Origin of the sequence: Vibrio sp. S12_S33, from assembly GCF_963889785.1 — a bacterium.
Lineage (GTDB): Bacteria > Pseudomonadota > Gammaproteobacteria > Enterobacterales > Vibrionaceae > Vibrio > Vibrio aestuarianus.
Genome location: NZ_CAWPQZ010000015.1, coordinates 1 through 13,371, shown reverse-complemented (window position 1 = coordinate 13,371; position 13,371 = coordinate 1). Strand labels below are relative to the sequence as shown.

General features: G+C 42.3%; 9 protein-coding genes and 2 pseudogenes. 7 read left to right on the top strand and 4 right to left on the bottom strand.

Annotated elements, in window-relative coordinates:
- Nucleotides 1-191: 191 nt before the first annotated feature.
- The 6 genes from AACW06_RS09090 to AACW06_RS09065 all read left to right on the top strand — a co-directional run bounded on the left by AACW06_RS09090 (nucleotide 192) and on the right by AACW06_RS09065 (nucleotide 8,247).
- Entirely contained in the window at nucleotides 192-1,823 is a 1,632-nt protein-coding gene (locus tag AACW06_RS09090) for a methyl-accepting chemotaxis protein (RefSeq protein WP_192074817.1), read from the top strand.
- Between the two features lie 155 nt (nucleotides 1,824-1,978).
- The gene (asnS, locus tag AACW06_RS09085) at nucleotides 1,979-3,379 is read left to right on the top strand and encodes an asparagine--tRNA ligase (RefSeq protein WP_192074816.1); all 1,401 of its coding nucleotides are present in this window, start codon (nucleotides 1,979-1,981) and stop codon (nucleotides 3,377-3,379) included.
- A 369-nt stretch (nucleotides 3,380-3,748) separates the two neighbouring features.
- A complete protein-coding gene (locus AACW06_RS09080; protein ID WP_168522043.1) occupies nucleotides 3,749-4,048 on the top strand; it encodes a hypothetical protein in 300 nt (99 codons plus the stop codon).
- A 231-nt stretch (nucleotides 4,049-4,279) separates the two neighbouring features.
- On the top strand, nucleotides 4,280-5,470 hold the full coding sequence (locus AACW06_RS09075) for an amino acid aminotransferase (protein WP_443263165.1): 1,191 nt from the start codon (nucleotides 4,280-4,282) through the stop codon (nucleotides 5,468-5,470).
- A 162-nt stretch (nucleotides 5,471-5,632) separates the two neighbouring features.
- The gene (locus AACW06_RS09070) at nucleotides 5,633-7,522 is read left to right on the top strand and encodes a putative nucleotidyltransferase substrate binding domain-containing protein (RefSeq protein WP_171980285.1); all 1,890 of its coding nucleotides are present in this window, start codon (nucleotides 5,633-5,635) and stop codon (nucleotides 7,520-7,522) included.
- An 8-nt stretch (nucleotides 7,523-7,530) separates the two neighbouring features.
- The gene (locus AACW06_RS09065) at nucleotides 7,531-8,247 is read left to right on the top strand and encodes a 3'-5' exonuclease (RefSeq protein ID WP_261915583.1); all 717 of its coding nucleotides are present in this window, start codon (nucleotides 7,531-7,533) and stop codon (nucleotides 8,245-8,247) included.
- Nucleotides 8,248-8,343: 96 nt separating this feature from the next.
- Here AACW06_RS09065 and AACW06_RS09060 read toward each other — a convergent pair whose 3' ends face one another.
- Nucleotides 8,344-10,227, bottom strand: a complete 1,884-nt coding sequence (locus AACW06_RS09060) for a methyl-accepting chemotaxis protein (protein WP_192074814.1) — start codon at nucleotides 10,225-10,227, stop codon at nucleotides 8,344-8,346.
- A gap of 204 nt (nucleotides 10,228-10,431) precedes the next feature.
- Nucleotides 10,432-12,006: a BCCT family transporter gene (locus AACW06_RS09055; protein WP_192074813.1), complete on the bottom strand. Its 1,575-nt coding sequence runs from the start codon at nucleotides 12,004-12,006 to the stop codon at nucleotides 10,432-10,434.
- A 384-nt stretch (nucleotides 12,007-12,390) separates the two neighbouring features.
- Here AACW06_RS09055 and AACW06_RS09050 point away from each other — a divergent pair, with 384 nt between their 5' ends.
- Complete coding sequence (locus tag AACW06_RS09050; RefSeq protein WP_192074812.1) at nucleotides 12,391-12,867, top strand: MarR family winged helix-turn-helix transcriptional regulator; 477 nt, start codon at nucleotides 12,391-12,393, stop codon at nucleotides 12,865-12,867.
- A gap of 28 nt (nucleotides 12,868-12,895) precedes the next feature.
- On the opposite strand, the pseudogene AACW06_RS09045 reads toward AACW06_RS09050, so the two are convergent.
- A pseudogene (locus AACW06_RS09045) lies at nucleotides 12,896-13,156 on the bottom strand (response regulator transcription factor); the annotation flags it as partial.
- A gap of 24 nt (nucleotides 13,157-13,180) precedes the next feature.
- Nucleotides 13,181-13,354 (bottom strand): annotated as a pseudogene (locus tag AACW06_RS09040) (IS1 family transposase); the annotation flags it as partial.
- Nucleotides 13,355-13,371: the final 17 nt, after the last annotated feature.

Genomic DNA, 13,371 nt, shown 5'->3' with positions numbered 1-13,371 from the left:
TTAAAATGGTTATTTCATGTTAGCTGCCAAAAAAATTGCTTTAATGTCAAAAGTTTGATTAGAGAAGTGTAATATCGCAGATACAAAAACCATAATTTGTCTAAGGTCACACTCCCTAAACTACTACTTTTGCAGTAGTTGCAATTAACGCTATATTTACATTGCCTTTAACTTATAACTATAAAATTATCATGAACTCAACAATAACATCTAAATTACTCTTAACCCTCATCTCTGTTTTTGCGGTTGTATTGGCCGTATCAACGACTTATCAATATACCCAACAACGGGATCTGCTCAATTCAGTGCTCAGTGAACAACTGCATGATAAAGCCAGCAACTATTTTGATAGCCTTAATATGATGATGCTCACAGGGACTATGGCACAAAAAGAAACCTTGCGCCAAAAAGCCTTAGCGCAAGACGGCATTGAACAAGTCCGAGTATTACGCGCGGACGCAGTAAGCAAACTCTACGGACCTGGACAAGAAAACCAAAAACCACTTGATGATATTGATAGACGTGCACTCAGCGGCGAAACCATCATAGAACCAATTAGCGCCGATTGGGGTAAAGGATTAGTCGTCGCGCTACCAATGAAGTCAAGCAGCGATTACCGGGGAACCAACTGTGTTGCCTGCCATATGGCTGAAGAAGGCACGGTGTTAGGTGCCATTCGTCTTGAATATAACTTAAGCCATGTCAACCAGATGATGAGCAAGCATACCGTTATCGCAGTTGGTATCATGGCCTCTATCGCTTTTGTTGGTTTTATCATTACCCTCGCCCTGATCCGAAAAATAATTGTACGGCCTATCCAAAAAACGTCACGATTCATGTGTAGCGTGAGTAAAAGTAAAGACTTGTCTCAACGTTTAAGCAGCGATAGAACAGATGAACTCGGTCAACTTGCCCAATCAATTAATTCCCTGATGGATACCGTTTCCGACAGCTTAGTCAAAGTGCAAGACACCTCCCATTCGCTCGCAGAGTCTGCAAATAAATTGACAGATGTAGCACAAGTCACCGACCAAGCAGCAGATAACCAACAACGTGAAACCTCTGATGTACAAATCAACATTGAGGAAATGCAATCTCAACAGCAACAAGTTGAACAAGCAACTATCGATGCATCAACATTAATTAAACACACTGCGAGTGTCGCGCAGCAAAGTGCTCAACAAGCTCATGTGGCAAGTGAATACATCAAAGGGCTAGTTGGTGATATCGAATCCGTTAAGCACAAAATATCTGAGCTAAACGGTCAAACAGGACAAGTTTCCTCAATTCTCGAAACCATTAAAGGCATCGCAGAGCAAACCAATTTACTGGCTCTCAATGCAACAATTGAAGCTGCTCGTGCTGGGGAGCAAGGGCGTGGGTTCGCGGTCGTTGCCGATGAAGTACGTCAACTCGCCTCACTAACTGCAGAAGCGACAGGGAGTATCGAGCAAATTATCGCACAATTTAAACATAACAGTGACGCCTCCCTTTCATCGGTTGATTCTGTCTGCTCACAAGCGCATAAACGCTCAACCGAAGTCGAAGAACTCTCTTCCACTATGACAAATGTCGTTGCAGAGATGAAACAAGTACTGGTTCACGCAACTTCGATTCAAGAACAGACTCGAACAACCACACAAGTTAGCCAAGACGTACAAGGCAAAATTGAAATTATCACACGCCATGCCGACGATACCTCTCAATCGGCCACACAAACTCGCGAGATCAGTGTTGATTTAGAACAGCTTTCACAGCATTTAGAAACATTAATGAATCAATTTACCCTTTCAGCGAAGAATTCTTCGTCTAATCGACAATAAAGGTTGATGCTAGCGAATTGACAGGTAATATGTGCCATTGAATTAAAAAAGTAATAAGCAACCCAATGTTTAGCTTGTTTTTTGTTCACTTATTGAAGCGAAAACACGTTTGAATGTTGGGTTGAGTTTTTACCTCAATGGAGACTATACCTAACATGACTTACGCGCCTGTAACAGACGTATTGAACGGTAAGCTAGCGGTTGACAGTGAAGTCACTGTCCGTGGCTGGATTCGCTCACGTCGTGATTCCAAAGCTGGAATCTCTTTTCTTGCCATTTATGACGGCTCTTGTTTCGACCCGATTCAGGCCGTGGTCCCTAATAATCTTAATAATTACGAAGACGAAGTATTAAAGCTAACCACTGGCTGCTCTGTTGAAGTAACTGGCAAGATTGTTGAGTCCCCTGCTTCTGGTCAAGATTTTGAGCTAGCAGCGACTGAGGTAAAAGTCGTTGGTTGGGTTGAAGATGCCGATACTTATCCAATGGCAAAAACTCGTCACTCGATTGAATATCTCCGTGAAGTTGCACACCTACGCCCACGCACTAACGTTATTGGTGCTGTAGCTCGTGTACGTAACTGTCTGTCTCAAGCAATCCACCGCTTCTATCATGAACAAGGTTACTTCTGGATGTCGGCACCACTGATTACAGCATCCGATGCTGAAGGTGCAGGTGAAATGTTCCGCGTATCAACATTAGATCACGCAAACCTTCCTCTAGATGACAAAGGCAATGTTGATTACAACGAAGATTTCTTTGGTAAAGAGACATTCCTAACCGTATCTGGCCAGTTAAACGCCGAAGCTTACGCTTGTGCATTAAGTAAAGTTTATACTTTTGGCCCTACTTTCCGTGCTGAAAACTCAAATACAAGCCGTCATCTGGCTGAGTTTTGGATGGTTGAACCTGAATTGGCATTTGCAGATCTAAACGATGTTGCAAAATTAGCCGAAGACATGTTGAAATATGTGTTTAAAGCGGTATTAGAAGAGCGTCGTGATGACCTTGAATTCTTTGCATCACGCATTGATAAAGAAGCGATTACGCGTCTTGAGCAATTCGTGAAGTCAGATTTTGCCCAAGTTGATTACACAGATGCAATTCAAATCCTACTCGATTCTGGCCGTAAGTTTGAATTTGACGTGGAATGGGGTATCGACCTTTCTTCAGAACACGAACGCTTCCTTGCAGAAGAACATTTCAAAGCACCAGTTATCGTTAAGAACTATCCAAAAGATATCAAAGCGTTTTACATGCGTCTCAATGAAGATGGTAAAACAGTGGCAGCGATGGATGTTCTAGCGCCGGGTATCGGTGAGATTATTGGTGGTTCTCAACGTGAAGAACGCTTGGATGTGCTTGATGCTCGCATGATCGAGATGGGTATCGACCCTGAACACATGAACTGGTACCGTGATTTACGTCGCTACGGCACAGTTCCACATGCTGGCTTTGGTTTAGGATTCGAGCGTTTGGTGTCATACGTAACAGGCATGGGTAACGTTCGTGACGTAATTCCATTCCCACGCACACCACGTTCAGCAAACTTCTAAACACTATTGCACACTATCGATTTAGAAAGCCTCCAGCCATGGAGGCTTTTTGTGTAATTTATTATTTAATACTATAGATATACTGGTGTTGAACCTATACCCAAACAACTTCAAATAGGAAGGGTATAGCTACCAAATATTTAATAAGTATAGGTAGACTACTTTAGCTTTTTTTTAAAAAAACATTATATTGAATGGCTTAGCTCTCAGATTTTGCCATCATACTTAATTGCCTTGCCATATCTCACCATTAATAAGACTTAAATCACATTAATTTCAATAACCTCTGCTACATTGACTCATGATATCTTGAGGATGCTCACGCTATAATCCTCATTAGGTCAGTATTAACGCTTAGAGAGATAAATAATGAAAAAAATAGAAGCAGAAAACTTGCAATACAAAGGTCAATCTAACGGTGTACATAGTTGGACAACTCCCTCCGGTCAGCCTTATTATTGGCACCCTGATTGGCTGCATATTGCCGAGGATGCGACCGGGCTTCATCCCAAACAAGCGCTGGAAGTGAAAGAAGGCGAAAAAGTGAATCAAACGCACGCTGTCTCTGCTATTTTAAAGCATTTCAATCAATGGGCTGCGGACAAATTAGCAAAACACCCTGACATTGAAACACAAGCCATAGAGTCGGAAATAGAACTGAAAAAATAACGACTAGCATCAGCGCCAGATCAAATATTTTCTAAAATTCTAGACCTCAATCGCCAGCCGATTGGGGTTTTCTTTTAAATAAATGGCCTTTTTTCTAACGATTCATTGCCAAATCAAATTATTTTTAATTTTTCTCTTTTACGCGGTTGTCACAGATATTTCATAAAGGTATAAATACGTTAATTTCTACCTTATTAGACCCCTTTCTTATACTTTACATGGATGAGCGTTATGTTTGAAAAAGTTGTCGCAGCCCCGGCTGACCCTATTCTTGGCTTAACTGAAGAGTTCAAAAAAGACCCTCGCGCAGAGAAAATTAACCTTGGCGTTGGGATCTACAAAAATGAAGCTGGTGAAACCCCAATTCTTGCTACAGTAAAAAAAGCAGAAGCGGCACTACTTGAGTCTGAGAAAACAAAATCTTACCTCACAATTGAAGGTACGGCTGAATACGGCCTTGCTGTGCAAAAACTGCTTTTTGGCACTGAGTCTGACATTGTCACTCAAAAGTTAGCAAAAACAGCTCAAGCTCCAGGTGGTACAGGTGCATTGCGTGTGGCTGGCGAATTCATTAAACGTCAACTGGGTGATGTGAAAATTTGGATCAGTAATCCAACATGGGCTAACCATCATGGGGTGTTTAATGCCGCGGGTCTAGAAACAGCGCAATACTCTTACTACAACGCTGAAGCAAAAGATAAAGATTTCGCTGCTATGCTGGCTGATCTTGCTCAAGCTCAAACGGGAGATATCGTCTTACTACACGGCTGCTGTCATAACCCAACAGGCATCGATCCAACCGCTGAAGAGTGGGAAGCATTAGCTAAACTGATTGCAGAGAAAGGACTACTGCCGCTGTTTGACTTCGCTTATCAAGGCTTTGCTAAAGGCGTAGAAGAGGATGCACAAGGCCTACGTACTTTTGCCAAATACAACAAAGAGATCTTAGTTGCGAGTTCATTCTCTAAAAACTTTGGCTTATACAATGAACGTGTAGGCGCATTCACTATCGTCGCAGCATCGACAGAAACCGTGACCACTGCCTTTTCTCAAGTTAAAGCCATTATCCGCTCTATTTACTCAAACCCACCTGCGCATGGTGCTGCAGTGGTAACGCACATTCTAAATAACGCGGAATTGCGTACAGAATGGGAACAAGAAGTCGCTGAAATGCGTGTCCGTATTCAAGAAATGCGTGAGCTATTTGTTGCTACGTTGAAAGCTGAAGGTGTAGAGGCAGATTTTAGTTTTATTGAACGCCAAAATGGCATGTTCTCTTTCTCTGGCCTAAGCAAAGACAAAGTCACTCGCCTGAAAGATGAGTTTGCTATTTATATTGTCGGCTCTGGTCGAATCAGCGTTGCTGGCATGACGAAATCTAACATGGGGCCATTATGTAAAGGCATCGCTGCTGTTTTATAACCACCCATAAAAATAGGAAATAGCCGGCTCAATGTCGGCTATTTTTCTTTACATCATTGATGAAACTTTCATCTTTAAAGAACGAGCCTTCCCTCGCCCTGCAATTGCTTGTGAATTCATGTAACATAACATTTTGAATTTTTAAGCTAAAAGGAAGCCACGATGGAAGCCGAATTAATAGAAATAAAAAACTTCCTTGCTCAATATCCCCCCTTCAATGAACTTCCTGAAGAGACCCTAGTCGATGTGACACAACACGTCGAAATATCCTACTTTCGTCAAGGCACTCCCATTATTCATTTTGGCGATCACATTCAAGATTTGTACTTAATTCGTAGTGGCGTCGTTGAAGTCTATCGTCGTAAAGGTGAGCTTTACAATCGCTTAACTGAAGGTGGGTTATTTGGACAGATGGGGCTATTAACCAATAACCGAGTTCGCTTTCCCGTCACTGCCATTGAAGATACATTGGTCTACTGCATTCCTGAGAATATCTTTCAAGACTTATATGATAACCATGATAGCTTCGCCGACTTTGTCGAAGTAGAAGATAATGCTCGACTACGTCAAGCTATATCAAGCAAATCAGATCAAAATGATCTCACCACATCGAAAGTGAAAACCCTACTGACTCGTGAAGCACCATTCGTTTATAAAACGGAGACGATACAAAACGCGGCGATCAAGATGGCTGAGGAAAATATCTCCTCCTTATTGGTTATCGACCCAGATATTTTTGAAGACAACGAAGAAGATGCGAGCCCTGTGGTCGGTATTTTGACTGACCGTGATTTATGTACACGCGTATTGGCGGTTGGCGTTGATCCAAGTAAACAGGTCACAGACGTCATGACGGTAGAAGTTGTTTCGCTGGATCACAATGCCTACGTTTACGAGGCCATGCTAACCATGCTTCGCTATAACGTACATCATTTACCCATTTTAAAAGAAAAAAAACCGATAGGAATTATTGAAGCAACTGATATCGTCCGCTACGAATCACAAAACTCACTGCTGCTCGTCAGCCGAATCTTCCAACAACAAAATGTAGAAGAGTTAGCAGCGCTGTCCAATCAAGTCAAAGACAGTTTTGTTCGATTAGTAAATGAGGATGCGAATTCTCACATGGTAGGAACAGCCATGTCGGTCATAGGACGTAGCTTTAAGCAGCGTATTATCGAATTAGCCGAAGAGAACATAGGATCTCCCCCTATTCCTTATTGCTTCCTCGCTTTAGGTTCAATGGGACGCGATGAACAATTAATCGTCACAGATCAAGATAATGCAATGATCTTAGATGATAGTTATGATGAGAAAAAACATGGCGCATACTTCGAAGCACTGGCTAAATTTGTCTGCGATAGCTTAGACCAATGTGGTTACAGTTATTGCACTGGTGACATTATGGCCAGCAACCCAATGTGGCGCATGACCCGTGCACAATGGGAAGAGTGCTTTGCCGATTGGATCGATGACCCCAACCCTAAAGCCTTACTTAATGCATCAATTTTCTTTGATTTATGTGGTGTATATGGTCGAACCAAGTGGGCAGAACAACTCAATGGGTTTATTGTCCGTCGAGCAAGAAAAAATAACCGTTTTCTTGCCTGTTTAGCTCGTAATGCGCTTAATCGAACACCTCCATTAGGATTTTTTAAAGACTTTGTCATGGAAAAAGATGGGCGTCACAACAACACCATTAACTTAAAACGCCGTGGTACAGCCCCGCTGGCTGACCTTATCCGAGTTCATGCTTTAGCCGTAGGCTCTCGTTCTACCAATTCTTTTGAGCGTTTAGATGACATTATCGATGCTGGCATTTTACCAAAAGGCCGAGCTCAAGATTTAAAAGATGCGATGGAGTTTGTCTCTATGGTTCGAATCCGTCACCAAGCCGTTGATGTAGAACAAGCTATTGAACCCGATAACAATATTGAACCTGAGAATTTGTCTGATTTTGAAAGACGTAACTTAAAAGATGCTTTCCAAATACTCAGTAATGCACAGAATTTTCTGAAGTACCGTTATCAAGCCAGTAATAAATTTAAGTGACCGCAATGATTAAACAACTGTTTCAGAAACCGAGTATTGACTGGACCAATAAATATGCCAATAAGCATGATTTGGCGAAACACCCTCTACTGAAAGCATTTTACTCGAAGGCGTTAGTCATTGGTGATACCCCTTTAGATGAAATCGAGTTTGTTGCCCTTGATTTTGAAACCACAGGGTTAAATGCGAGCACTGATGACATTATCACTATTGGAGTCGTGCCTTTTACACTGAATCGAATATTCATTAATCGTGCCCAGCATTGGATTGTTAGACCTCGCCAAATATTAAAAGAGAATTCCGTTGTTATTCATGGCATCACTCATAATGATATTTTAGATGCTCCGGATCTTTCAGAGGTCATTGAACCCGTTCTTAATGCGCTAGCTGGGCGTATTGTGGTGGTTCACTACCGTCACATTGAACGCCGTTTTCTCGATCAGGCGTTAAAGATACGAATTCAGGAAGGGATTGAGTTCCCTGTGATTGACACATTACAACTTGAAACAGATATTCAGAAGCGGTTATACGGAGGGCTGATGAATAAATTGAAAGGTAAATCACCACAATCAGTCCGTTTAGGCCAATCACGGATCAGATATGGTTTACCAGCTTATACCCCGCATCATGCCTTAACAGATGCGATTGCAACCGCTGAATTATTTCAGGCCCAAATCGCGCACCATTTTAATGCTAAGCAAAGCATAAAAGAGTTTTGGTTATAATAACAATCGCAGTCAATAACAAACTAAAAAAGGAACCCGAAAGTTCCTTTTTTTTAGATTTTAATCAATAGGTTATAATGCCAACCCATTTGAATGCTATAACTTAAAGCGGCGGATCTCATTTTCTAATTCATGAGATAATTCTGACAGCTGAGCCGCTTGCTCTGCCGCGCTGTGCGCTTCTAGAGCTAAGTCATTAGAGACATCACGAATCCCTTCGGTATTACGAGTGATCTCAGAAGTTACAGACGCTTGCTCTTCTGCGGCCGAGGCAATCTGTGTCGCCATATCACTAATACGTTCAACTGACTCATGAATCTGCGTTAAGCTTGCCGAAGCCGCATTGGCATCATCGACACTGGTACCTGCAAGCATACGGCTGTCATCCATAATACCGACAGCTTTACCCGTGGTTAATTGTAGGGTTTCAATCATTTGCTGGATTTCTTTTGTCGATGCATGAGTACGTTGACTAAGTACGCGCACTTCGTCGGCAACGACTGCAAATCCACGTCCCTGTTCACCTGCACGAGCCGCTTCAATCGCTGCATTCAATGCGAGTAAGTTAGTTTGCTCTGCAATATTCTGAATCGTCGCCAAGATGGTATTAATGTGCTTACCATGTGCTTCAAGTTCTTGAATCACATCGGTGGCCACTTGTACCTCTTGCGCTAAATTCTGAATTGAACCTTGTGTTTGAGACACTTGGTCAGAACCGTGCACACAGGCGGTTACGGCTTCTCCCGCATTCTGTGCAGTATGGTCAGCATTACCGGCAATTTCTTGAGTGGCTGCGGCCATTTCATTGATGGCAGTCGCCACCATATTAATTTCGTCTTGTTGCAAGCGAATGCGTGAACTACGCTCTTCTGCTTGTGAAGCGGTCTGCTTTGACTGTTCTGACAATGCAGCAGAAATCAAACTTAGCGTTGACACCATAGTATGCATATTACCGACAAATGTATTGAAGTTATGGGCCAATTGCCCTACTTCATCATCACTTCGAGGTTCAAGACGCTGAGTCAAATCACCTTCGCCAGAAGCTATTTCTTCCAATGCTTTTGATACACGGCCTAGGTCTCGGAATAAGAAACTCACTAACCATGACACAAGAACAATGACAACAATGGTAATCATGAACGCGGTAATAATCAGATCTTGAAGCAAAGAGGTATGAGCGGCTTCTTCGGTTGCACGATCCATTTCAATGGCAAAAATCCAATCTGTTTGTGGGACTTTCGCAAAATAAAACAGCTTGTTCTGGCCTTTAATTGTGATCTCTTCAATTGTTGCAGATAACATGGCTTGCTCAATCATGCTCATCTGCAATGTTTTGGAAAGTGATGAGACAGGCTTCAGCAAGTAGTTTTTATCGGGATGTGCGAGGAATGTCCCGTTCTGAGCATCGATTAACATCGCATAAGCATTTTTGCCAGCATCCAAACTGATCACATCATTAATCAGTTGGTCAATCAGGACATCAGCACCAACAACACCGGCAAACTGATCATTTATACGTACAGGTTCAGCAATAGTCACTAATAACGCATTGGTGATAGCATCTTGGTATGCAGTGGTAATAATTTGTTTACCAGCCGAAGAGGCATCTTTATACCAAGGTCGCTGGCGAGGGTCATAGTCAGCACGATTGCGCTCAGGATGAGAGCGGTACATATCACCTTTGGGAGTGCCAAAGAAGATGTCATCAAAACCACCCGCTTTACGCGCTTGTTGTAAAAACGGTACCACGTCGTCTTGCGAGGTGTAATCGTTAAAGGCTGATGAGATATCCTTACGAACGACTATCCACTCAGAAATACCTTCCGCCGCCACGGCTGAAAGACTTGCTGCACGTGAATATACGCCATTTTGAGTTTGTTCAAATAGTTGGTCTGCAGATAGCCAAGTCAATGCGCTCGCCATAACGACGACGGCAGAAAGACTAGCACCTATCAGCTTTTGTTTAAGGGTCAATTTCATGAATTTTCAAAATTTTGGGAACAGAAAAGGTGCCAAATGTTAACTACTTTCCTCAGTACATGCACGAACTAAATATAGTTTTTTGTATCAAGATAACCAATTGCTTTTATTAATGTTTTCAAAAAGATAATCCAATGACAAGCGTCAATTTTTCAGCAAACAAAAAGGGCGACATAACGTCGCCCTTTCAATCAGTTATTAATGCTATTTAATTTTTTCAGTCCGCATACCTAAAATCAAACTAACACACATTAACAGCAGCACAATGGTGAATGGTAATGCCGTTGATATGGCTGCTGCTTGCAGGGCTTGAATGGCATTCGAACCACCAATCCAAAGTAGCGCGATCGCAATCGCACCTTCCATCAGAGCCCAGAAAATGCGCTGTAACACTGGTGCGTCTATCTTACCGCCAGCAGTAATACTATCGATAACCAAAGAACCAGAGTCGGATGAGGTAATAAAGAACACCAAGACTAATACAACAGCAATGATCGATAACGCATTGCCATACGGTAGTGCATCAAACATTTGGAACATTGCTAGCGGCACTTCAGTTAAACCGTTTGCACCCAATTCACCAACATTATTAATAATTTGATCAATTGCCAGGCCACCAAATACTGACATCCAAATTAACGTTACCGATGTTGGTACCAGCAATACCGCCGTCATGAATTCACGGATAGTACGACCTTTTGAAACACGCGCAATAAACATTCCGACAAATGGTGACCATGAAATCCACCAAGCCCAGTAAAAGACTGTCCAGCCTTGGAACCACGCTTCATCAGTACGCCCATGAGGGTTACTTAATGGGATTATATTTTCAATGTACGCCATGAGTGTTGTCGGAATTGAAGCAAAGGTGACCGCGTAGCCAATCAGCGCCACCAAGAGTAGTAACAAAAACGCGATGATCATATTGATGTTACTGATGACTTTCACACCACCATCAATACCCCGCACAACAGACACAACAGCTAGCAAGGTAACAACGGTGATAACGGTAATTTGTAGCCCCATGCCTGCATCAATACCAAATACATGGTGAATACCACTAGCCGCTTGTTGCGCACCAAGGCCAAGCGATGTCGCTAGACCAAACAAGGTTGCAAGCACCGCAAGAATATCGATTACGTGCCCAGCCCAACCCCAAGCGCGATCACCAAGCAAAGGATAGAAAATAGAACGAATAGATAGAGGCAAGCCTTTATTGTAGGCAAAGAAAGCTAATGATAACGCCACCACGCCATAAATGGCCCATGGATGAAGCCCCCAGTGATACATGGTAGCACCCAAGGCCAACTTTGCCGCTTCTGGTGTATTTGCCTCAACACCCAATGGCGTTTCGTACCACCCAGTAAAATAAGCCGCTGGTTCTGCAACACTCCAAAACATAAGGCCAATACCCATTCCCGCAGCAAACAGCATTGAAAGCCATGAAATAAATGAATAATCAGCCGCTGCATCTTGGCCGCCCAAACGGATTTTACCAAATGGTGAGACGATCAAAGCTAAGCAAAACACGACAAAAATGTTGCCCGACCAGATAAACAACCAATCGAATGTGCCGATAATTTGCCACTTAACACCATCAAGCGCAGCCTTAGCCGCTTCCGGCTCAACCAACAGTGTTGCAATTAAAAACAATGCAATTAAGCCAGCACTCCAACCAAAAACAGGGTTATGTACATCGAAACCCCATTTTTGAACATTATCTTGTCCGACCGTATAGTCAGTACTATCGATACTGTATTTATCAATACCTTTTGTCATTTTCCCTCTCTAAAAAATGATTTTCAGTGGAACTCAATAACCATGAGAACGAAACAATTTCCATTTTTAAAATCAGAAATAACTTCGTGCACATAGCAATTTCATTTTTAATTTTATTGCCCACTCTACCACCCTCATCGACAAAATCCACACAACGGTCATTATTTAAACAAAATTAACCAAAAAACCAGACTGAACGGACAAAAATCGCACTAACATCTAACTTGCGCACCACAAAAATACTTTGAACACTAATAATTTTACGTCACAATTGATTTTTAGATTATATTTTGCGTAATAAACCTTGCTCACAGTACTTTTAAAGCATGGAGAACTGCGGTATCGTCGCGACTTATTAATAACATTCATTTTTGGGTAGTGATTTTGGAAAAACACGAAGAAGTTTTAGTCTCAATCCGACAGATCATCCGTGCAATCGATCTGCATTCGAAAAAACTAAGTAAAGATGCTGGACTGACAGGCCCTCAGCTCATTTTAATGCGCTCAATTGAAGATCTCGGTGAAGTGACCATTAGAACCTTGTCTAATCACACCAACATGAGCCAAGCAACAGCGACCACTATCTTGGATAGACTTGAGCGTAACGGTTACGTGCAAAGAATTCGCAGCAATACTGACAAACGTAAAGTGCATGCTCATCTCACGGAAGCCGGAAAAGCATTGCTAGCAAAAGCACCGCAGCCATTACAAGAAAGCTTTGTTGATCAATTTAGACAACTTGCAGAATGGGAACAGAGCCTACTGCTTTCATCTGTGCAACGTTTATCTTCGATGATGAATGCTGAAAACATCGACGTAGCACCAATGCTTGAAATAGGTAGTATCACCAAAGAAGAGTAGCAACCGCGCAGCACCACCTGTTAGGCGGTTATTCTAATATTCCTTTTTGCACTGCGTATTTTGCTAGCTCAGCGGTTGAGTGAATGTCCAATTTATGTTTGATATTCTGTCGGTGAGTTTCAACGGTTCGGTAACTGATATTCAAAAGCGAAGCTACCTTCTTGCTACTACAGCCTTGTGCAACCAATTTTAGTACCACCACCTATCTCCGACTTAGCGGATTTGGTTTTTGTTCAGCGGGTATTACTGGTTGAGTGAATAGTGTTTGAATAACCGATTCGCAAAAATAGGGTCGTGACTCCAATCGGTTGATTCAAAGATAGAATTCTCGTTCAATGAATGTTCCGATCACCTTATCGTGCATCTTCTCCGATTTGGAAAAACCGATTGTTCTACGTACTAAACGTTTTAATCTGGAACGCAGGGTTAGATTGGTTCGCTCAATCCGTTGAGTGAACCTTTTGCCCACAACATGCTTTTCCCTTGGTCATTCTTTTGTGTAAA

Excerpts from the sequence above, each read along its gene's own strand:
- AACW06_RS09055 (WP_192074813.1), bottom strand. The coding sequence starts at position 12,006 with ATGACAAAAGGTATTGATAAATACAGTATCGATAGTACTGACTATACG.
- AACW06_RS09090 (WP_192074817.1), top strand. The coding sequence starts at position 192 with ATGAACTCAACAATAACATCTAAATTACTCTTAACCCTCATCTCTGTT.
- AACW06_RS09070 (WP_171980285.1), top strand. The coding sequence starts at position 5,633 with ATGGAAGCCGAATTAATAGAAATAAAAAACTTCCTTGCTCAATATCCC.
- AACW06_RS09080 (WP_168522043.1), top strand. The coding sequence starts at position 3,749 with ATGAAAAAAATAGAAGCAGAAAACTTGCAATACAAAGGTCAATCTAAC.
- asnS (WP_192074816.1), top strand. The coding sequence starts at position 1,979 with ATGACTTACGCGCCTGTAACAGACGTATTGAACGGTAAGCTAGCGGTT.
- AACW06_RS09075 (WP_443263165.1), top strand. The coding sequence starts at position 4,280 with ATGTTTGAAAAAGTTGTCGCAGCCCCGGCTGACCCTATTCTTGGCTTA.
- AACW06_RS09060 (WP_192074814.1), bottom strand. The coding sequence starts at position 10,227 with ATGAAATTGACCCTTAAACAAAAGCTGATAGGTGCTAGTCTTTCTGCC.